The following is a 19,298-nucleotide window of genomic DNA, read 5'->3' as shown; positions in this document are numbered from 1 at the left end:
TTCCGCCAGAACCTGCTCGGCAAGCGCGTGGACTACTCCGGTCGTTCCGTGATCGTGGTCGGCCCGCAGCTGAAGCTGCACCAGTGCGGCCTGCCGAAGCAGATGGCGCTGGAGCTGTTCAAGCCCTTCGTCATGAAGCGGCTGGTGGACCTCAACCACGCCCAGAACATCAAGTCCGCCAAGCGGATGGTGGAGCGCTTCCGCCCGCAGGTCTGGGACGTGCTGGAAGAGGTCATCACCGAGCACCCGGTGCTGCTGAACCGCGCACCCACCCTGCACCGCCTCGGCATCCAGGCCTTCGAGCCGATGCTGGTGGAGGGCAAGGCCCTGCAGCTGCACCCGCTCGTCTGCGGCGCGTTCAACGCCGACTTCGACGGTGACCAGATGGCCGTGCACCTGCCGCTGAGCCCCGAGGCCCAGGCCGAGGCGCGGCTGCTGATGCTCTCCAGCCACAACATCCTGAAGCCCTCCGACGGCCGCGCCGTGGCCGTCCCGGCCCAGGACATGATCATCGGTCTCAACCACCTCACCACCGTGCGTGAGGACGAGGCCGGGGCCGGGGAGGCCTACTCCTCGGTGGCCGAGGCCATCATGGCGTTCGACGCCGGCGCGCTGCACCTGAACGCCCCGGTCAAGATCGCGGTGGACGGCTTCGTGCCGTCGGCCCAGGTCCCGGCCCCCGAGGGCTGGGAGGAGGGCCAGCGCGCCGTCCTGGACACCACGCTGGGCAAGGTGCTGTTCAACGAGCTGCTCCCGGTCGACTACCCCTGGCTGGAGACCCAAGCCACCAAGGGCAGCCTCGGCGCCCTGGTCAACGACCTCGCCGAGCGCTACCCGATGGTGCAGACCGCCGCGACCCTGGACAACCTCAAGGACGCCGGCTTCTACTGGGGCACCTGGTCCGGCGTGACCGTGGCGATCTCCGACATCACCTCGGAGTTCGACAAGGCCTCCATCATGGAGGGCTACGAGGACCAGGCGCTCAAGGTCCAGGCCCAGTACGACAAGGGCCTCATCGCGGACGAGGAGCGTCGTTCCGAGCTCATCGACGTCTGGAACAAGGCCACCGACGAGGTCGCCGCCGCCATGCAGGCGGGGCTGCCGAAGCTGAACACCATCAACCGCATGGTGTCCTCCGGCGCCCGTGGTAACTGGCTGCAGGTCCGGCAGATCGCCGGCATCCGCGGCCTGGTGGCCAACCCGAAGGGTGAGATCATCCCGCGCCCGATCAAGTCCTCCTACCGTGAGGGCCTGTCCGTGCTGGAGTACTTCATCGCGACCCACGGTGCCCGCAAGGGTCTGGCGGACACCGCGCTGAAGACCGCCAACTCGGGGTACCTGACCCGTCGTCTGGTGGACGTCTCCCAGGACGTCATCGTCCGCGAGGAGGACTGCGGCACCGAGCGCGGCCTGACCGAGGTCATCGGCGTGCCGAACGCCGACGGCGAGCTGGTCCGCCACGAGACCGTGGAGAACTCCTCGTTCGCCCGGACCCTGGCGGTCGACGTCGAGGCCGAGGACGGCACCGTCCTGGGCCACGCCGGCGAGGCCATCGGCGACGTCGCCATCGACGCGTTCATCGCCGCGGGCATCACCGAGATCAAGGTGCGCTCCGTGCTCACCTGCGAGTCCGCCGTCGGGACCTGCGCGAAGTGCTACGGCCGCTCCATGGCCACCGGTCAGCTGGTGGACATCGGCGAGGCCGTCGGCATCATCGCGGCCCAGTCCATCGGTGAGCCGGGCACCCAGCTCACCATGCGGACCTTCCACACCGGTGGTGTGGCCTCCGCGGACGACATCACCCAGGGTCTGCCCCGTATCCAGGAGCTCTTCGAGGCCCGTACCCCGAAGGGCGTGGCGCCGATCTCCGAGGTCGCCGGCCGCGTGACCATCGAGGACAGCGAGAAGCAGCTGCGGCTGGTGCTCACCCCGGACGACGGCTCCGAGGAGATCGCCTACCCGGTGCTGCGCCGCGCGCGCCTGCTGGTGGCCGACGGCGAGCACGTGGCCGTGGGCACCCAGCTGGTGGCCGGTGCCGTGGACCCGAAGCAGGTGCTGCGCGTGCTCGGTCCCCGGGCCGCCCAGAAGTTCCTGGTCCAGGAGGTCCAGGACGTGTACCAGTCCCAGGGCGTGGGCATCCACGACAAGCACGTGGAGGTCATCGTCCGGCAGATGCTGCGCCGGATCACCGTCATCGAGTCGGGTGACACCGACCTGCTGCCGGGTGAGCTGACCGACCGCGCCCGCTTCACCGCCGCGAACCGCAAGGCCGTGGCGGAGGGCCGTCAGCCGGCCTCGGGCCGTGACGAGCTGATGGGCATCACCAAGGCCTCGCTCGCCACCGACTCGTGGCTGTCCGCCGCGTCCTTCCAGGAGACCACCCGGGTGCTGACCCAGGCGGCCATGGAGGGCAAGTCGGACCCGCTGCTGGGCCTGAAGGAGAACGTGATCATCGGCAAGCTGATCCCGGCCGGCACCGGCCTGGACCGGTACACCCAGGTCAACGTCGAGCCCACGGAGGAGGCCAAGGCCAACCTGTTCACCGGCCCGGCCGGCTTCGCGGACTTCGACTACCCGGGGCTGGACTCCTCGTCCACGCCGGAGTTCCACGCGATCTCGCTGGACGACTACGGCACGGACTACCGCGGCTGATCCGCTGATCCGACAGTGACGCACGGGCGGCACCTTCCCTCGCGGGGAGGTGCCGCCCGTGCGTTAAGGTGGCCCCATGACCAGTCAGCGCTACGCCCTGCTCGAGGGCACCAACGTGGACGACGTGCCGATCCCGATGATCGGCCTGGGCACCTGGCCGATGACCGGTGCCGAGTGCGATCGCGCCGTGGCCTCGGCCCTGGAGGCGGGTTACCGGCACGTGGACACCGCGGAGAACTACGCCAACGAGGACGCGGTGGGCCGGGCCGTCACCGGTTCCGGGATCCCGCGGCAGGACGTGTTCGTCACCTCCAAGTTCAACCGGCGGTGGCACGGCGGACCGGACGTGGTGCGGGCCGCGCTGGAGGCCGGGCTGGAGCGCGCGGGCCTGGAGTACTTCGACCTGTTCCTGGTGCACTGGCCGAACCCGGACCAGGACCGGTACGTGCAGGCGTGCGAGTCGCTGGCCTCACTCGTGGGGAGCGGGCTGATCCGGTCCTGGGGCGTGTCGAACTTCGCCCCGTCCCACCTGCAGGCGGTCCTCGACGCCGGGCTGGTCCCGGCGGTCAACCAGGTCTACTGCGAACCGGAGGACGCCCAGCGGCCGGTCCAGGAGGCGAACACCGCGGCCGGCGTGCTGACGGCGGCCTACACGCCGATCGGGCGGGGGAGCGGGCTGCTGCGGAACCCGGTGATCACCGGGATCGCGGCCCGGCTGGGCCGCACCCCCGCGCAGGTGGTGCTGCGCTGGCACGTGCAGCAGGGCCGGATCGCCATCCCCAAGTCCGCCGACCCGCAGCGCCAGCGGGAGAACCTGGACGTGTTCTCCTTCGCGCTGGGCGCCGAGGACCAGGCGGCGATCGATGCCCTGGACGTCAGCGAGTCCGGCGGGAGGTCGGCGAACCGCGCGGACCCGGAGGAGTTCGGGCACTAGCCCGGCGTCCTGGCGTCCCGCCGTCTCAGCCCCGGCGCGCCATGTAGAGGGCGAAGCCCTTGGCCAGCAGCCGGCTGACGGGATAGTCCCACTCGCCGTAGGTCTGCACGACGTCGGCCCCCATGGTGGTTTTGAACCGCGTCAGCCCGGCCAGTTCGTACTCGGGGTCCAGCGACGGGCTCATCCCGCCGAGGTCGTACCAGGTGCACCCGGCGGCCAGCGAGTCCTCGATCTGGCGCAGCTGCAGCGCCCGCGGCGCGTAGCGCTTGCGCTCCTCGGCGGACGAGGCACCGTAGACGTACCAGCCGAAGGTGCCCTGCCGCACGTAGATGGCCGCTGCCAGCAGTTGCTCGCCGTAGTGGGCCAGGTAGAGGGTGCAGGCGCTGCCCGGGGAGGAGTTCAGGGCGGTGAACATGCGCTGGAAGTAGGCCAGCGGCCGGCCGGTGAACCCGTCGCGCCGCGCGGTCTCCTCGTAGAGCGCCTGCCAGGCCGGCAGGTCGGCCTCGGTGCCCACGGTGACGGTCAGCTCGGAGCGGGTGGACTTGCGGGTCTGGCGCCGGGACGTGGAGTCCATCCGGTTCAGGGCGGCGGTCACGGCGGGGTCCTCGGGGTCCTGGCCCTTGGCCGGGCTGACCGGCTCGGTGCCGTACAGCTCCGGCTGCAACGGGATGCGCGCCTGGAACTGCGGCTGGCCGGCCTCGAAGGACTCGCTCTCGCTCGGGGCCTGCCAGCCCAGCGCCTGCAGGCGGGCGCGGACGTCGTCGGCCTCGGGGGCGGTGTGCAGCGGCTCCAGGTCCGTGACGGACGCCGTCTGCCCGGCCGCCAGGGCCTTGCGCACCTCGGAACCGTCCCACCGGCGCACGACGCCGGGCAGCCCGACGCGCACCAGGAACGCCCCGCGGGACTTCAGGTACTGCACGAGCGGGGTCAGCACCGACTCCAGGTGCACCTGCGTCCGGTCGAACACCGGGCCCTCGGCGATGTACGCCAGGCTGCGGTTCCGCAGCACCGGCACCGGCACGGGCAGCCGGCGGAACAGCACGAGGGCGGCGGCGCGCAGCATGTCCCCGTCGAACAGGCCCACGGACTCGCCGCGCCAGTCGACCTTGACGTCCGGCCAGTGGGGGTTCTGCAGGAAGGAGGACTCCGCGTGCTCCGCCAGGAACCGCCCATGCTCCTGGGTGGTGATGCGGCGGACGGTCAGGGCACGGGGCTGGGGATCGGTCTCTGGCACGCCCATCACCATAGCGCGAACGGCATGACGAGCCGGGTCCGCCGGTAGGCTGGGGCCCATGATGGTTCCCGCCGAGCAGTCCTTCGTCCCTGTCATCACCGGAGGCGACGTGGGGGCCTACTCCCTGGCGCGGGAGTTCCACGAGGCCTACGGGGTCGTCTCGGCCGTGGTCCCCACCGCGGTGAACCGCAACCTGCGGCACTCGCGCATCCTGGAGGCGTTCCCCGCCGGGCCGATGACCGAGGAGGGCCCGGTCCTGGAGGCGCTGCTGGCCGTGGCGGACGCGCTGAACGGCCGCGTGCCCGGCCGGCCGCTGCTGCTGCTGGCCAGCTACGACCACCTCGTGCGCTTCGCCGCCCGCCACCGGGACACCCTGGAGGCCCGCGGCTACACGGTGCCCTACCCGGACGAGGGAGCCCTGGACGCGGCCGCGCTCAAGGAGAACTTCTACGCCCTCTGCGACCGGTTCGGCGTCCCCTACCCGCGCACCGCCGCCTACGACGCCGGCTCGCACACCCCGGCCGCCCTCGCCGGGTTCCTGGCGGGGCTGGGGGAGGACGGGCCGGCGTTCCCGGTGATCCTCAAGGCCGGGGACGGCGGGGCCTGGGCGGACGTGCGCTTCACCGGGCGGCGCAAGGTGCACGTGGTGCACGGGGCCGAGGAGCTGGGTGAGCTGATCGGCCGGGCCAGCGGGGCCGGCTACCGCGGCTCGCTGATCGTGCAGGAGCTCGTCCCGGGCCCGGACTCGCAACTGGGCATTGCCACCTTCTTCCGGGACGGCACCGGGACCACCCGCCTGGTGTCCTACGGCGAGGTGATCGTGGAGGACCACGCCCCGGGGACCGAGGGCAACGCCCGTGCGGTGCTGGCAGGGGAGCACGAGACCGTGGCCCGCCAGGGGACCGCGCTGCTGGAGGCGCTGGACTGGCGCGGCTTCGCGATGTTCGACATCAAGGTCGACCCGCGGGACGAACGGGCCCAGTTCCTGGAGATGAACCCACGGCTGGGGCGCAACCACTACTACCTGACCGGCGCCGGGGCCAATCCGGCCCCGTACCTGCTGGCGGAGTACCTGCCCGAGGTGGCGGACGCCGTCGGGGGGCCGGCGCCGGCCGCCGGACAGGTCACCACCGACGGCCCGGTGCTGACCACCACCGTCCCGATGTCCCTGGTGCGCCGGTACGCCTCGGCGGGCCAGCGCGAGGCGATCCGCCGGGCGGCCCGGGCCGGGCGCGTCGTCCGGCCCTTCGAGTACCGGGCGGACGCGGACCCGCGTCGCCTGGCCGGACTGCGGCTGGCGGAGCTCAACAGCCTGCGGGTCTTCCGCCAGTACCCTCCGCAGTCCTGATACTCCCGTGATTTCGCGGGAGGACTCGCCGGGTGGTAGTCTGTTCTCAATTGTTTTGTGTGGCACGAGGGACACGGTCCGGGCTGCGGGTTTCTTGCGCAGCGAATGCCACACTTTTGCACGCCTACGGTCGTTCTCGTTGAACCCCCTGGGTGCGTAAGAAACGACCACCAAGCAGTCCTGGTTGACGCGGGCGATGTCCTGTACGCCCGCCGGACTGGAAGCCAACACTACGGAGAGACCAAGAGTGCCTACGATTCAGCAGCTGGTCCGCAAGGGCCGCTCACCCAAGGTCAAGAAGACCGATTCCCCCGCACTGCGGGGCAACCCCATGCGTCGTGGCGTGTGCACCCGCGTGTACACCACCACCCCGAAGAAGCCGAACTCCGCCCTGCGCAAGGTCGCCCGTGTCCGCCTCAACGGCGGCGTCGAGGTCACGGCCTACATCCCGGGTGAGGGCCACAACCTGCAGGAGCACTCCATCGTGCTCGTGCGCGGTGGCGGCGTGAAGGACCTCCCGGGTGTCCGCTACAAGATCGTTCGCGGCGCCCTCGACACCCAGGGCGTCAAGGGCCGCGGCCAGGCCCGCAGCCGCTACGGCGCGAAGAAGGAGAAGAAGTAATGCCACGTAAGGGCCCCGCGCCGAAGCGCCCCCTCGTCGTCGACCCCGTCTACGGGTCCCCGCTGGTCACCCAGCTGATCAACAAGGTGCTCGTGGACGGCAAGAAGTCCACTGCCGAGCACATCGTCTACGGTGCCCTCGAGGGCACTCGTGAGAAGAGCGGCACCGATCCGGTGACCACCCTGAAGAAGGCCATGGACAACGTCCGTCCGGCCCTCGAGGTGAAGTCCCGCCGTGTCGGTGGCGCCACCTACCAGGTCCCGGTTGAGGTCAAGCCCGGCCGCGCGACCGCTCTGGCCCTGCGCTGGCTGGTGGGCTACTCCAAGGCTCGCCGCGAGAAGACGATGACCGAGCGTCTCATGAACGAGATCCTCGATGCCTCGAACGGCCTGGGTGCCGCGGTCAAGCGCCGCGAGGACACCCACAAGATGGCCGAGTCGAACAAGGCCTTCGCCCACTACCGCTGGTGAGTCACGAGCGCCCGGGAACCGTAGCAGTATGGTTTCCGGGCGCCGTGCCGCCCAGCAGCACTGGACCCACACACCAAACCCAAGGGAGACACCGTGGCACAGGACGTGCTGACCGACCTCACCAAGGTCCGCAACATCGGCATCATGGCTCACATCGATGCCGGCAAGACCACCACCACCGAGCGCATCCTGTTCTACACGGGCGTCAGCCACAAGCTGGGCGAGACCCACGACGGTGCCTCCACCACCGACTGGATGGAGCAGGAGAAGGAACGCGGCATCACCATCACCTCCGCCGCGGTGACCTGCTTCTGGAACAACAACCAGATCAACATCATCGACACCCCGGGCCACGTGGACTTCACCGTCGAGGTGGAGCGCTCCCTGCGCGTGCTCGATGGCGCCGTCGCTGTCTTCGACGGCAAGGAGGGCGTGGAGCCCCAGTCCGAGACCGTGTGGCGTCAGGCCGACAAGTACAACGTCCCGCGTATCTGCTTCGTCAACAAGATGGACAAGCTGGGCGCCGACTTCTACTTCACCGTCGACACCATCATCAACCGTCTGGGCGCCAAGCCCCTGGTGATGCAGATCCCGATCGGCTCCGAGTCCGAGTTCGTCGGTGTCGTGGACCTGCTGACCATGAAGGCCCTCGTGTGGGAGGGCGATGCCAAGGGTGACGTCACCATGGGTGCCGCCTACCAGACCCAGGACATCCCGGCCGACCTTCAGGAGAAGGCCGAGCAGTACCGTGCCGAGCTCGTCGAGGCCGTCGCCGAGACCTCCGAGGAGCTCATGGAGAAGTACCTCGAGGGTGAGGAGCTCACCATCGAGGAGATCCAGGCCGGCGTGCGCCAGCTGACGATCAACGCCGAGGCCTACCCGGTCTTCTGCGGCTCCGCGTTCAAGAACCGCGGCGTGCAGCCGATGCTGGACGCCGTCGTGTCCTACCTGCCGAACCCGCTGGACGCCGGTGCCATCAAGGGCCACGCCGTCGGTGACGAGGAGCAGGAGCTGACCCGCGAGCCGGCCCTGGACGCCCCGTTCTCCGCCCTGGCCTTCAAGATCGCCGCGCACCCGTTCTTCGGCCAGCTGACCTACGTGCGCGTCTACTCCGGAAAGCTCTCCGCGGGCTCCCCGGTGCAGAACACCACCAAGGGCAAGAAGGAGCGCATCGGCAAGCTGTTCCAGATGCACGCAAACAAGGAGAACCCGGTCGAGGAGATGACCGCCGGCCACATCTACGCGGTCGTCGGCCTGAAGGACTCCACCACCGGTGACACCCTCTCCGACCCGGCCAACCCGATCATCCTCGAGTCGATGACCTTCCCGGAGCCCGTGATCTCCGTGGCCGTCGAGCCGAAGACGAAGGGCGACCAGGAGAAGCTCTCCACCGCCATCCAGAAGCTCTCCGCCGAGGACCCCACGTTCACCGTGCACCTCGACGAGGAGACCGGCCAGACCGTCATCGGCGGCATGGGCGAGCTGCACCTGGACATCCTCGTGGACCGCATGAAGCGCGAGTTCCGCGTCGAGGCCAACGTCGGCAAGCCGCAGGTGGCCTACCGCGAGACCATCAAGAAGAAGGTCGACAAGGTCGACTACACGCACAAGAAGCAGACCGGTGGTTCGGGCCAGTTCGCCAAGGTGCAGGTGTCCTTCGAGCCGATGGACACCTCCGAGGGCGAGTTCTACGAGTTCGAGAACGCCGTCACCGGTGGCCGCATCCCGCGCGAGTACATCCCGTCGGTGGACGCCGGAATCCAGGACGCCATGCAGCTGGGCGTGCTGGCCGGGTACCCGATGGTCGGCGTGAAGGCCACCCTGCTCGACGGCGCGTACCACGACGTCGACTCCTCGGAGATGGCGTTCAAGATCGCCGGCTCGATGGTCTTCAAGGAGGGCATCCGCAAGGCCAACCCGGTCCTGCTCGAGCCCCTGATGTCCGTGGAGGTCCGCACCCCGGAGGAGTACATGGGCGACGTCATCGGCGACCTGAACTCCCGCCGTGGCGCGATCCAGTCCATGGAGGACGCCCAGGGCGTGAAGGTCATCAAGGCCGGCGTGCCGCTGTCCGAGATGTTCGGTTACATCGGCGACCTGCGGTCCAAGACCCAGGGCCGTGCCGTGTACTCGATGACGTTCGACTCCTACGCCGAGGTCCCCAAGGCCGTGGCGGACGAGATCATCCAGAAGAACAGCGGCGAGTGAGCCCCGTTCTCTGACACCAGACGTGTCCGGTGACGTGGCGGGGTCCGTGAGGATCCCGCCACCGACCCGGACAGGTGGCCCGGCCGCACTCCGGAGGCCGGTAGCCACCACAGGACGGAAGGTCCGGTCCGCGGAAAAGGCGGTCCGGGTGGCCTGATTCAGGACCGGTCCTGACGTAAGCCGGAGGATTTATCACCATCAGCCAGATCGAAGTAGACTTTTCCAAGTTGTCAGCACGCCACCCGCGGCTGAGAAGTCTCTTCAGATGAACAGTTCTAGGAGGAACCTGTGTCGAAGGCAAAGTTCGAGCGGTCCAAGCCGCACGTCAACGTCGGTACCATCGGCCACGTCGACCACGGCAAGACCACGCTGACGGCCGCGATCTCGAAGGTCCTGTACGACAAGTACCCGGACCTCAACGAGCAGCGCGACTTCGCGACCATTGACTCCGCGCCGGAAGAGCGCCAGCGCGGCATCACCATCAACATCTCCCACGTGGAGTACCAGACCGAGAAGCGTCACTACGCCCACGTCGACGCCCCCGGCCACGCCGACTACATCAAGAACATGATCACCGGTGCTGCCCAGATGGACGGCGCCATCCTCGTGGTCGCCGCCACCGACGGCCCGATGGCCCAGACCCGCGAGCACGTTCTGCTGGCCCGCCAGGTCGGCGTGCCGGCCCTGCTGGTCGCCCTGAACAAGTCCGACATGGTCGAGGACGAGGAGCTCCTGGAGCTCGTCGAGATGGAGGTCCGCGAACTGCTGTCCTCCCAGGGCTTCGACGGTGACGACGCCCCGGTCATCCGCACCTCCGGCCTGAAGGCCCTCGAGGGTGACCCGAAGTGGGTGAAGTCCGTCGAGGACCTGATGGACGCCGTGGACTCCTACATCCCGGACCCGGTCCGCGACAAGGACAAGCCGTTCCTGATGCCGATCGAGGACGTCTTCACCATCACCGGTCGTGGCACCGTGGTGACCGGTCGCGCCGAGCGCGGCACCCTGAAGATCAACTCCGAGGTCGAGATCGTGGGCATCCGCGACCTGCAGAAGACCACGGTCACCGGTATCGAGATGTTCCACAAGCAGCTCGACGAGGCCTGGGCCGGCGAGAACTGTGGCCTGCTGCTGCGTGGCCTGAAGCGTGAGGACGTGGAGCGCGGCCAGGTCGTCGTGGCCCCGGGCTCCATCACCCCGCACACCGACTTCGAGGGCAACGTCTACATCCTGTCCAAGGACGAGGGCGGCCGCCACAACCCGTTCTACTCGAACTACCGTCCGCAGTTCTACTTCCGGACCACCGACGTCACCGGCGTCATCACGCTGCCCGAGGGCACCGAGATGGTCATGCCCGGCGACACCACCGAGATGACGGTCGCGCTGATCCAGCCGATCGCCATGGAGGAGGGCCTCGGCTTCGCCATCCGTGAGGGTGGCCGCACCGTGGGCTCCGGCCGCGTCACCAAGATCCTCAAGTGATCTGACGTACCGCACAGCGACGACCCCCTTCGGCTTCGGCCGGAGGGGGTCTCCGCGTTAACCGGGGTCCTGGGGACAACTCCCGCCTGACCCGGCGCGCTGGCCTACGCTGACGGGGTGGGGATCGTCATCGTGCTGGTCCTGGGGATCGCGCTGGGAGCCGCCCTGGGGTACGTCGTCGCGCGGTCGCGCCCCGCGAGGCGGCGCCCCGGGAAGACCGAGCCCGGCGCGCCGGCGATCGGCCGTGAGGACCTGGCCCGCGCCTGGCAACAGGGGTACGACGCCGGCGCGGCCGCCACCACGGGCGCGCAGCCCACCCCACCGGTGCCCGCCGGAACACACCCCTCACCGCAGTCGCCCGCCCCGGTACCCCTCTCGCGGCCCCAGCGCGAGTCCCAGCCGCAGTCCCACCTTCGGCCCCAGCCCCCGCGGCCCACGGCCGAGGAGCTGGCCGCTGAGAAGGAGCGGCGGGATCGGCGCAACGTCAACATCACCCTCTACACCGCCTGCCTGCTGCTGGTGGCCGCCGCGTCGCTGTTCATCGGGGCCGCACTGCCGGTGACGGCCCGCGTGTCCGGGCTGGCCGTCGTGGTGGGGCTGTTCTACGCCGGGGGACTGGTGGTGCACGTGGTGAGCCGGACGCTCCGCCCGGCGGCCGTGGCCTTCACGGGCACGGGGCTGGCCCTGGTGCCGGTGCTCGGCGTGGCGCTCGACGTGCTCGTCCTGGACGATCCCGCCCGGTCCTGGCTGATCACCTCCGTGCTGGGCACCGTCCTGTTCGCGGTGGCCGCCGTCCGGCTCGACAGCGCGGTCGTCGCGTACCTCACGGTGCCCTTCCTGCTCTCCACCGTCATGGCCTCGGGCGCGGTGGTCCAACGGGGGATGGCCTGGGCACTCATCGCCTGGATCGGGCTGGCGGTGCTGATGGCCTGGCTGAGCGCGGACCCCGGAGCCGCGGCAACCCGGCGTGACCGCCGGCTGCCCGGACCGTACCGGACGGCGATCGCCCGCACGCACCAGTGGATCACCCCGGGCGCGGTGCTGGCGGCCGTCACCGTGGGGCTGTGGGTGGAGCCGGTGCAGATGTTCCTGTTGCTGCTCGCCGCCACCGCCTACTACGCGACGGTCGCGGTCATCGGTCCACGGCGCTTCCGGCTGGCGTCCTGCTACGCCGTCCGTGCCGGGTTCCTGCTGGCCCTGGCCGCCTGGGCCGCGATGCTGGACTGGCCGCTTCCCGTCACGCTCACCGCGCTGGTGACCGGCCTCTGCCTCCAGGTGCCGCTGACGTGGTTCGGGCGCGGACACGGCGGGTTCCTGCCGGCCGGGCCGGCCGGGCACGGGGACCGGGTCGGTGTCCTCGTGGCGGCGTGGATCCTGACCGCCGCGGTCCAGGCCGGTGCGCTGTTCGACGCGGAGGGCCCCTGGCTGGTCGAGGGGTTCAGCTGGGCGCTGGCCGTCCTCGTGCTCACGACGGCGGTGCTCGCCGTGGCCTCGGTCCGCGCCACGTCCGACCTGGCCGCCGGGCTCGGCTGGCAGGCCGCCACCCCGTTGTCCCTGGTCCCGGCGGTACTGGGCCTGGCGGCGGTGGCCGGTGACGGACCCGGTCCGTGGCTGGGGGAGGCCTGCCTCGGGGTCGTCATCGTGGTCCAGCTGGTGATCACCGCTGCGCTGCGTCGCGGCGCCGATCGGGCGGCGCGCTGGGACGGGCTGGTAGCCCCGCACGGTGCCGCCCTGGCCGCGGTGGCCCTGGTGTACCTGCTCGCGGAGCGCTGGGTGCCGCCCGCGGGCTGGGATCCGTCCGTGGTGGCCGGGCTGGCGGCTCTGGCCTGGGGGACCGCCACCGCGCTGGTGCAGCGTCCCGCCACGGGCGGCGTCCCCGCGGTGATACCGCCCCTCGCCTGGTCCGTGGCCTCCGTGCTGTCCCTGGCCCTGTTGGGCAGCGCGGACGCCGTGGCCGGCTGGTACACGGTGCTCGTGGTGACCGGTGGCCTCGGGCTGTGGTGGCTGGCCGGCCGGCCGTCGGGGGCCGGTGAACGGATCGCGGTGCTGGCCGTGACGGGCACCGTCCTGACGGGCACGCTCATCCTGCTGGCCGGCGCGGCGTGGGCCTGGCACGCCGACATCGCCCTGACCGCACTGACCGCGTGGCTGGTCGCCGCCGCGGTCCTGACCCGGGACCGGTTGCCGCGGGCCGTGCGGGCCTCCCTGCTGCTGCTCGGACAGGCCGGCTCCGCCGTGCTGGTGGCCGACGTCGTCGGCCACCTCGGCGGAGACGGATCCGCCGTGCGCTCCGCGGCGGCGGTCACCCTGCTCACCGGGCTGGCGGTCCGGTCCCGGCTCGCCGGGCGCCTGGAGGGCCTGGGGTCCGGCATCGCACCGTCCTGGGTGGTCACCGCGGCACTGGGCGTGCTGTGGCTCCTGGAGGTGACCGTCGGCGCGGACCGGGCGGCGCTGATGATCATCGCCGCCTCGGTGATCGGGGCGGGGCTGGTCCTGCGCACCGACCGCGGCGGCCACTGGGCCGTGCTCGCGGGTGCCCTCGCCCTGGTGCTGCCGGCCTCGCCGGTCCTGCGGCTGGAGGGCGGATGGCTCCCGGACCCCCTGGTCCCGGCATCCGTCGCCTCGGCCCTGCTGGTGATCCTCGCCCTCGCGGTGGCCGGGTGGGAGATCGCCGCGTCCGTGGCCGGAACGCGAGAGAGCCCAGGGCGCGGGGTGGCCGACCTGGACGCCTTCCGGCCGGTCGCCCTCGGCGTGCTGTGGCTCGCGGCCGTCCTGGTCGGGTCGGTCGCCGGGCCGGACCGGGGCCCGCACCCCGGGGTCCTCGGCATCACGGCCGCGACCGCGGCCCTGGTGTGTTACCTCCTCGCCCGCACCCGCGGGATCCCCGCCCTGGTCACGGGGACGGTGGTGGCGGTCCCCGTCTCCGCCGTGCTGCTGCTCCAGTGGTGGCGGGACCGCGGCCTCTGGGCCCCCGACGAGGCGTGGCAGCTGCTGGTCGTCGCGGTGCTCTCGGCCGGGGTCCTGGGACTGTGGGCGCGGCTGGACGCCGCCGCCCTCGCCCCGGGTGCGGGGGAGCGCCTCCCTCGTGCCGCCCGGTTCCGGCCGGCGGCGTTGTGGCAGGGCGGCCTGGCCGTGGCCCTCGTCCTGGCCACGGTGTCCCTGCTGCGGACCCCGCTGCACGCCGGCCTGCCGGAGGACGCCGTCGTCTGGGTGAGCTGCGCGCTGCTCACGGGCGCGTGCTGGCTCGCGGTCGATGCCGGCGGGCGGACGCTGCTGTGGCGCGGGCCCCCGTCGCAGGACGCCGCCCGCGCGTCGTGGGTGCTGAACGGACGGGACGTCGCCGTGCTCGTCTCCTACGCGGCCGCCGCCCGGGCCTGGTGGCAGACCGCGGACCCGGAGCACAGCGGCCGGGCACTGTGGTGGACGGTGCAGGTGCTGGTGGTCCTGCTGGTCGCGCTGGGGCTGTGGCATGGATACGGGCGGCACGGCCACCGGTCCGGCGCGGGACCGCGGCCGGATCGCCGGCTCGCCTTCCACGTAGCGGCGGCCGCCGTGTTCACCCTCGCCGCGTTCACCGTGCCCGCCGAGGGAACCTCCCTGATGCAGCTGGTCGTCCTGGCGGGCTTCGGGGCGCTGGTGGTCCTCGGCCTGGTCCAGCGGCTCCAGGTGCTCGCGTGGTGGGGCGCGGCCGGCGTCGCGCTGTCCGTGCTCTGGTACCTGCGGGAGTACACCTACGTGTACCTGGCGCTGCTGGGCGCGGCCCTCATCGTGCTGGCGGTCTGGCAGTTGCGGCGGCGGGGGAGGGGGCGGGACGCGGAGCGCGGGTACGCGGACCGGTAGGCTGGGGGCATGGAGTTCCTCATCGCCCTGGTCATCATCGCGGCCGCGGTCTTCGCCGTCGTGCGGCTGCGCCGGACGTTCGGCCGCGAGATCGACCGCGCCAAGCGCATCAAGCGCGCGAACGACAACGGGACCTGACCCGTGGCGACGACCAGCTCCGCGACCGCTCGTACCAGCGGCACGATCATGCCCGGCCCCCACGCCCTGTACCGCACCTTCGCCACGGCCGAGATGTTCACCTGGGCGCTGCTGATCCTGGCGATGATCCTCAAGTACACCGGCACCACCGAGGCCCTGATGCCCCTCGCCGGTGGCCTGCACGGCTTCGTCTTCCTCTGCTACGCCGTCGTGTCCGTGGGCGTATGGATCAACCAGCGCTGGAGCGCCGGGCGGGGCATCGCCGCCGTCGTGCTCGCCGTGGTGCCCTTCGCCACGCTGCCCTTCGAACGCCACCTGGCCCGGCGGGGCGAGCCGGACGCCACGTGGCGGCTGGCCGGCGCCCCCGGCCGTCCGGCCGAGGCGCCGCGCGGGTTCTGGGAGCGCCTCGAGGCGTGGGTGCTGCGCAACGTGGTCCTGGCCGCGGTGGTGACCCTCGCCGTCGTGGGCGCGGTCTTCCTGCTCCTGCTGCAGGCAGGCCCGCCGGACCAGTGGTTCGGCTAGGGTGAACGGCCCCATCCCGGGGTGAATTCGCGACTCGAGCGCTGATCTGTCATACTGGATCAGTTGCTCAAGCGTCTGGGCGTGCGCGGGGCTGTCACCAGCATCGCCGCCCGGGACCAAATACAACACCATCCCCACTGTTGGATCGGCGTATGCGTGCGCCTGCCCGTGACTGCGGAGCAGAGTACGACACGCCCGACCGCGTGGGTCGATGTCCTGGCAGGGCGAGGAACCCGGTTCTCCGGATTCGGCCTGTGCGGGTGAACAAGAAGCGCGGGACCGGTTCGCCGGGCCCGTTGCACACAGGGACAGGTACGGACAACAAGTACGAAAGAGGCATGACGCCATGGCGGGACAGAAAATCCGCATCCGGCTGAAGTCGTATGACCACGAGGTCATCGATACTTCGGCTCGGAAGATCGTCGACACGGTCACGCGCGCAGGCGCAACGGTGGTGGGCCCGGTGCCGCTGCCGACTGAGAAGAACGTGTACGTCGTGATCCGCTCTCCCCACAAGTACAAGGACAGCCGCGAGCACTTCGAGATGCGCACGCACAAGCGGCTGATCGACATCATCGATCCGACGCCGAAGGCCGTGGACTCGCTCATGCGCCTCGACCTTCCGGCCGACGTCAACATCGAAATCAAGCTCTGAGAGGGAGGTGCTGAGAAACTATGACCATCACGCGTAACGTCAAGGGCCTGCTGGGCACGAAGCTCGGCATGACCCAGGTGTGGGATGCCGACAACAAGCTCATCCCCGTCACCGTCGTGCAGGCAGAACCGAACGTCGTCACCCAGCTGCGCAATGAGGATGCGGACGGCTACGCCGCCGTCCAGATCGCCTACGGGCAGATCGATCCGCGCAAGGTGACCAAGCCGCTGGCCGGCCACTTCGAGAAGGCCGGGGTCACCCCGCGCCGCCACGTGGTCGAGCTGCGCACCGCAGACACCGCCGAGTACACCCTCGGCCAGGATCTCACCGTCGAGGTCTTCGAGGCCGGCCAGAAGGTCGACGTCGTGGGCACCACCAAGGGCAAGGGCTTCGCCGGTGCCATGAAGCGCCACGGCTTCTCCGGTGTCGGTGCCTCCCACGGTGCCCACAAGAACCACCGCAAGCCGGGCTCCGTCGGTGGCGCCTCCACCCCGGGCCGCGTCTTCAAGGGCCAGCGCCTGCCGGGCCGCATGGGCGCCGTTCGCCAGACCACCCAGAACCTCACCCTCCACGGCATCGACGTGGAGAAGAACCTGCTGCTGATCAAGGGCGCCGTCCCCGGCCCCCGCGGACAGGTCGTCCTGGTTCGCACCGCAGTGAAGGGAGCATGAGCTTCATGGCTACGAACTCTGAAGCCAAGACCGTGAAGGTCGACCTGCCCGCCGAGATCTTCGACGTCCAGTCCAACGTGCCGCTGATGCACCAGGTCGTGGTGGCCCAGCTGGCCGCCGCGCGCCAGGGCACCCACAAGGTCAAGCGTCGCGGTGAGGTCTCCGGTGCCGGTCGCAAGCCGTTCAAGCAGAAGGGCACCGGCCGCGCCCGTCAGGGCTCGATCCGTGCGCCCCAGATGACCGGTGGTGGCGTCGTCCACGGCCCCGAGCCGCGTGACTACTCCCAGCGCACCCCCAAGAAGATGAAGGCCGCCGCCCTGCGCGGTGCCCTGTCCGACCGGGCCCGCAACGGCCGTGTCCACGTGATCGAGGAACTGGTCGCCGCCGGCGCCCCGTCCACGAAGAGCGCCAAGGCCGTCCTGTCCTCGCTGACCGCGGGCCGCAAGAACGTCCTGGTCGTCATCGACCGCGCGGACGACTCGGCTGCGCTGTCCGCACGCAACCTGGAGTCGGTGCACACCCTGTACTTCGACCAGCTGAACACCTACGACGTCCTGGTCAGCGACGACGTGGTCTTCACCCAGGCCGCCTACGAGGGCTTCGTCCAGTCGGCTTCCGCGAAGAAGGAGGATGCCCAGTGAGCGGCTCCATCAACAAGAACCCCCGCGACGTGGTCATTGCCCCGGTCGTGTCGGAAAAGAGCTACGGCCTGATCGACGAGGGTAAGTACACCTTCCTGGTCGACCCGCGCTCGAACAAGACCGAGATCAAGCAGGCGGTGGAGGCCATCTTCTCCGTCAAGGTTGACTCGATCAACACCCTGAACCGTGCCGGTAAGCGCAAGCGCACCAAATTCGGCTGGGGCTCCCGCAAGGACACCAAGCGGGCAGTCATCACGCTGAAGGAAGGCACCATCGACATCTTCGGAGGTCCGCTCGCCTGAGGCGGAGCGGAGACCACTTAATCGAGGAAATGACACATGGCTATCCGTAAGTACAAGCCGACCACCCCGGGCCGTCGCGGCTCGTCCGTGGCCGACTTCGCAGAAATCACCCGGACCACCCCGGAGAAGTCGCTGCTCCGCCCGCTCTCCAAGAGCGGCGGCCGCAACAACTCCGGCAAGATCACCACTCGCCACAAGGGCGGTGGCCACAAGCGCCAGTACCGCGTCGTCGACTTCCGTCGCCACGACAAGGACGGCGTGCCGGCGAAGGTCGCTCACATCGAGTACGACCCGAACCGCACGGCCCGCATCGCCCTGCTCCACTACGTGGACGGCGCCAAGCGCTACATCCTGGCCCCGGCCAAGCTGAAGCAGGGGGACACGGTCGAGGCCGGTGCCACCGCGGACATCAAGCCCGGCAACAACCTGCCGCTGCGCAACATCCCGCTGGGTACCGTCATCCACGCCGTCGAGCTCCGTCCCGGTGGCGGCGCCAAGCTGGCCCGCTCGGCCGGCTCGTCCATCCAGCTGGTGGCCCGCGAGGGCAAGTACGCCCAGCTGCGCCTGCCCTCCGGTGAGATCCGCAACGTCGACGTGCGCTGCCGCGCCACCGTCGGCGAGGTCGGCAACGCCGAGCAGTCGAACATCAACTGGGGCAAGGCCGGCCGCATGCGGTGGAAGGGCGTCCGCCCGACCGTCCGTGGTGTGGTCATGAACCCCGTCGACCACCCGCACGGTGGTGGTGAGGGCAAGACCTCCGGTGGTCGCCACCCGGTCAACCCCAACGGCAAGCCCGAGGGCCGCACCCGCCGCCCGAACAAGGAAAGCGACAAGCTCATCGTGCGCCGTCGCCGTACCGGCAAGAACAAGCGATAGGAGCCTGGAGACATGCCACGCAGCCTGAAGAAGGGCCCCTTCGTTGATCAGCACCTCTACCTCAAGGTGGACGCTGAGAACGAAAAGGGCACCAAGAACGTCATCAAGACCTGGTCCCGCCGGTCCATGATCATCCCCGACATGCTCGGGCACACGATCGCGGTGCACGACGGACGCAAGCACATCCCGGTGTTCATCACCGAGTCGATGGTCGGGCACAAGCTCGGCGAGTTTGCCCCCACGCGGACTTTCCGCGGCCACGTGAAGGACGACCGGAAGGGCAAGCGCCGCTGACCGCGGTGATTGCTCCTCCGATAGAGAATTCGAAAGAAGGAAAGCAATGGAAGCCAAGGCAATTGCGCGCCACCTGCGTGTAACGCCGATGAAGGCCCGGCGCGTCGTCGACCTTGTCCGTGGCAAGCAGGCGAACGAAGCGCTGGCCATCCTGAAGTTCGCCCAGCAGGGCGCTTCGGAGCCGGTGTACAAGCTGGTCGCCTCCGCGGTGGCCAACGCACGGGTCAAGGCCGACCGTGAGGGCCTGGCGTTCAACGAGGACGCCCTGTTCATCACCGAGGCCTTCGTCGACGAAGGACCGACCATGAAGCGATTCCAGCCGCGTGCCCAGGGCCGCGCCGGACGCATCAACAAGCGCACCAGCCACGTGACCGTGGTCGTTGCCACCGAGGAAGAGGAGGGGAAGTAACCC

At 70.1% G+C, this 19,298-nt stretch carries 18 protein-coding genes; 17 read left to right on the top strand and 1 reads right to left on the bottom strand.

Annotated features, from left to right (window positions below; translation table 11 throughout):
- Together rpoC and Q0283_RS09980 are read left to right on the top strand one after the other, a co-directional pair.
- A partial coding sequence (gene rpoC, locus Q0283_RS09985; protein WP_298044405.1) for a DNA-directed RNA polymerase subunit beta' occupies positions 1 to 2,652 on the top strand: 2,652 nt, incomplete at its 5' end.
- A 76-nt stretch (positions 2,653 to 2,728) separates the two neighbouring features.
- Positions 2,729 to 3,586, top strand: a complete 858-nt coding sequence (locus Q0283_RS09980) for an aldo/keto reductase (protein WP_298044403.1) — start codon at positions 2,729 to 2,731, stop codon at positions 3,584 to 3,586.
- Positions 3,587 to 3,611: 25 nt separating this feature from the next.
- On the opposite strand, the gene Q0283_RS09975 is transcribed toward Q0283_RS09980, so the two are convergent.
- On the bottom strand, positions 3,612 to 4,826 hold the full coding sequence (locus Q0283_RS09975; RefSeq protein ID WP_298044400.1) for a peptidoglycan bridge formation glycyltransferase FemA/FemB family protein: 1,215 nt from the start codon (positions 4,824 to 4,826) through the stop codon (positions 3,612 to 3,614).
- A 52-nt stretch (positions 4,827 to 4,878) separates the two neighbouring features.
- Here Q0283_RS09975 and Q0283_RS09970 point away from each other — a divergent pair, with 52 nt between their 5' ends.
- From Q0283_RS09970 to rplV, 15 genes are all read left to right on the top strand, one after another.
- Positions 4,879 to 6,168 (top strand): carbamoyl-phosphate synthase, encoded by a 1,290-nt coding sequence (locus tag Q0283_RS09970; protein ID WP_298044397.1) that lies wholly within the window; start codon positions 4,879 to 4,881, stop codon positions 6,166 to 6,168.
- Positions 6,169 to 6,415: 247 nt separating this feature from the next.
- Positions 6,416 to 6,790 carry a 30S ribosomal protein S12 gene (gene rpsL, locus Q0283_RS09965; RefSeq protein ID WP_010145326.1) on the top strand — a complete coding sequence of 125 codons (375 nt, stop codon included), beginning with the start codon at positions 6,416 to 6,418 and terminating at the stop codon, positions 6,788 to 6,790.
- On the top strand, positions 6,790 to 7,260 hold the full coding sequence (rpsG, locus tag Q0283_RS09960) for a 30S ribosomal protein S7 (RefSeq protein WP_010145325.1): 471 nt from the start codon (positions 6,790 to 6,792) through the stop codon (positions 7,258 to 7,260). Before rpsL ends, rpsG begins: the two co-directional genes overlap by 1 nt.
- A gap of 93 nt (positions 7,261 to 7,353) precedes the next feature.
- Positions 7,354 to 9,468 carry an elongation factor G gene (fusA, locus tag Q0283_RS09955; RefSeq protein WP_298044394.1) on the top strand — a complete coding sequence of 705 codons (2,115 nt, stop codon included), beginning with the start codon at positions 7,354 to 7,356 and terminating at the stop codon, positions 9,466 to 9,468.
- Positions 9,469 to 9,756: 288 nt separating this feature from the next.
- Positions 9,757 to 10,947: an elongation factor Tu gene (tuf, locus tag Q0283_RS09950; protein WP_183527549.1), complete on the top strand. Its 1,191-nt coding sequence runs from the start codon at positions 9,757 to 9,759 to the stop codon at positions 10,945 to 10,947.
- Between the two features lie 117 nt (positions 10,948 to 11,064).
- The gene (locus Q0283_RS09945; protein WP_298044391.1) at positions 11,065 to 14,787 is read left to right on the top strand and encodes a hypothetical protein; all 3,723 of its coding nucleotides are present in this window, start codon (positions 11,065 to 11,067) and stop codon (positions 14,785 to 14,787) included.
- 9 nt (positions 14,788 to 14,796) lie between these two features.
- Entirely contained in the window at positions 14,797 to 14,925 is a 129-nt protein-coding gene (locus tag Q0283_RS09940) for a hypothetical protein (protein ID WP_255459469.1), read from the top strand.
- 3 nt (positions 14,926 to 14,928) lie between these two features.
- Positions 14,929 to 15,447, top strand: a complete 519-nt coding sequence (locus Q0283_RS09935) for a DUF3817 domain-containing protein (protein WP_298044389.1) — start codon at positions 14,929 to 14,931, stop codon at positions 15,445 to 15,447.
- Between the two features lie 346 nt (positions 15,448 to 15,793).
- The gene (rpsJ, locus tag Q0283_RS09930; RefSeq protein ID WP_010145320.1) at positions 15,794 to 16,102 is read left to right on the top strand and encodes a 30S ribosomal protein S10; all 309 of its coding nucleotides are present in this window, start codon (positions 15,794 to 15,796) and stop codon (positions 16,100 to 16,102) included.
- 20 nt (positions 16,103 to 16,122) lie between these two features.
- Positions 16,123 to 16,773, top strand: coding sequence for a 50S ribosomal protein L3 (gene rplC, locus Q0283_RS09925; protein ID WP_183527546.1), 651 nt, complete (start codon positions 16,123 to 16,125; stop codon positions 16,771 to 16,773).
- 5 nt (positions 16,774 to 16,778) lie between these two features.
- Entirely contained in the window at positions 16,779 to 17,414 is a 636-nt protein-coding gene (rplD, locus tag Q0283_RS09920; protein WP_029139315.1) for a 50S ribosomal protein L4, read from the top strand.
- Complete coding sequence (rplW, locus tag Q0283_RS09915) at positions 17,411 to 17,716, top strand: 50S ribosomal protein L23 (protein WP_010145317.1); 306 nt, start codon at positions 17,411 to 17,413, stop codon at positions 17,714 to 17,716. The genes rplD and rplW overlap by 4 nt, the downstream gene beginning before the upstream one ends.
- Positions 17,717 to 17,752: 36 nt before the next feature.
- On the top strand, positions 17,753 to 18,592 hold the full coding sequence (rplB, locus tag Q0283_RS09910) for a 50S ribosomal protein L2 (protein WP_010145316.1): 840 nt from the start codon (positions 17,753 to 17,755) through the stop codon (positions 18,590 to 18,592).
- A gap of 12 nt (positions 18,593 to 18,604) precedes the next feature.
- Positions 18,605 to 18,886: a 30S ribosomal protein S19 gene (gene rpsS, locus Q0283_RS09905; protein ID WP_010145315.1), complete on the top strand. Its 282-nt coding sequence runs from the start codon at positions 18,605 to 18,607 to the stop codon at positions 18,884 to 18,886.
- Between the two features lie 46 nt (positions 18,887 to 18,932).
- Positions 18,933 to 19,295 (top strand): 50S ribosomal protein L22, encoded by a 363-nt coding sequence (gene rplV / locus Q0283_RS09900; protein ID WP_029139314.1) that lies wholly within the window; start codon positions 18,933 to 18,935, stop codon positions 19,293 to 19,295.
- The last annotated feature ends 3 nt before the right edge of the window (positions 19,296 to 19,298 follow it).

The sequence above is a fragment of the uncultured Citricoccus sp. genome, from assembly GCF_937871995.1.
GTDB lineage: Bacteria > Actinomycetota > Actinomycetes > Actinomycetales > Micrococcaceae > Citricoccus.
Note: the sequence above shows the minus strand (reverse complement) of the source record. Positions and strands in the feature narration are given on the sequence as shown.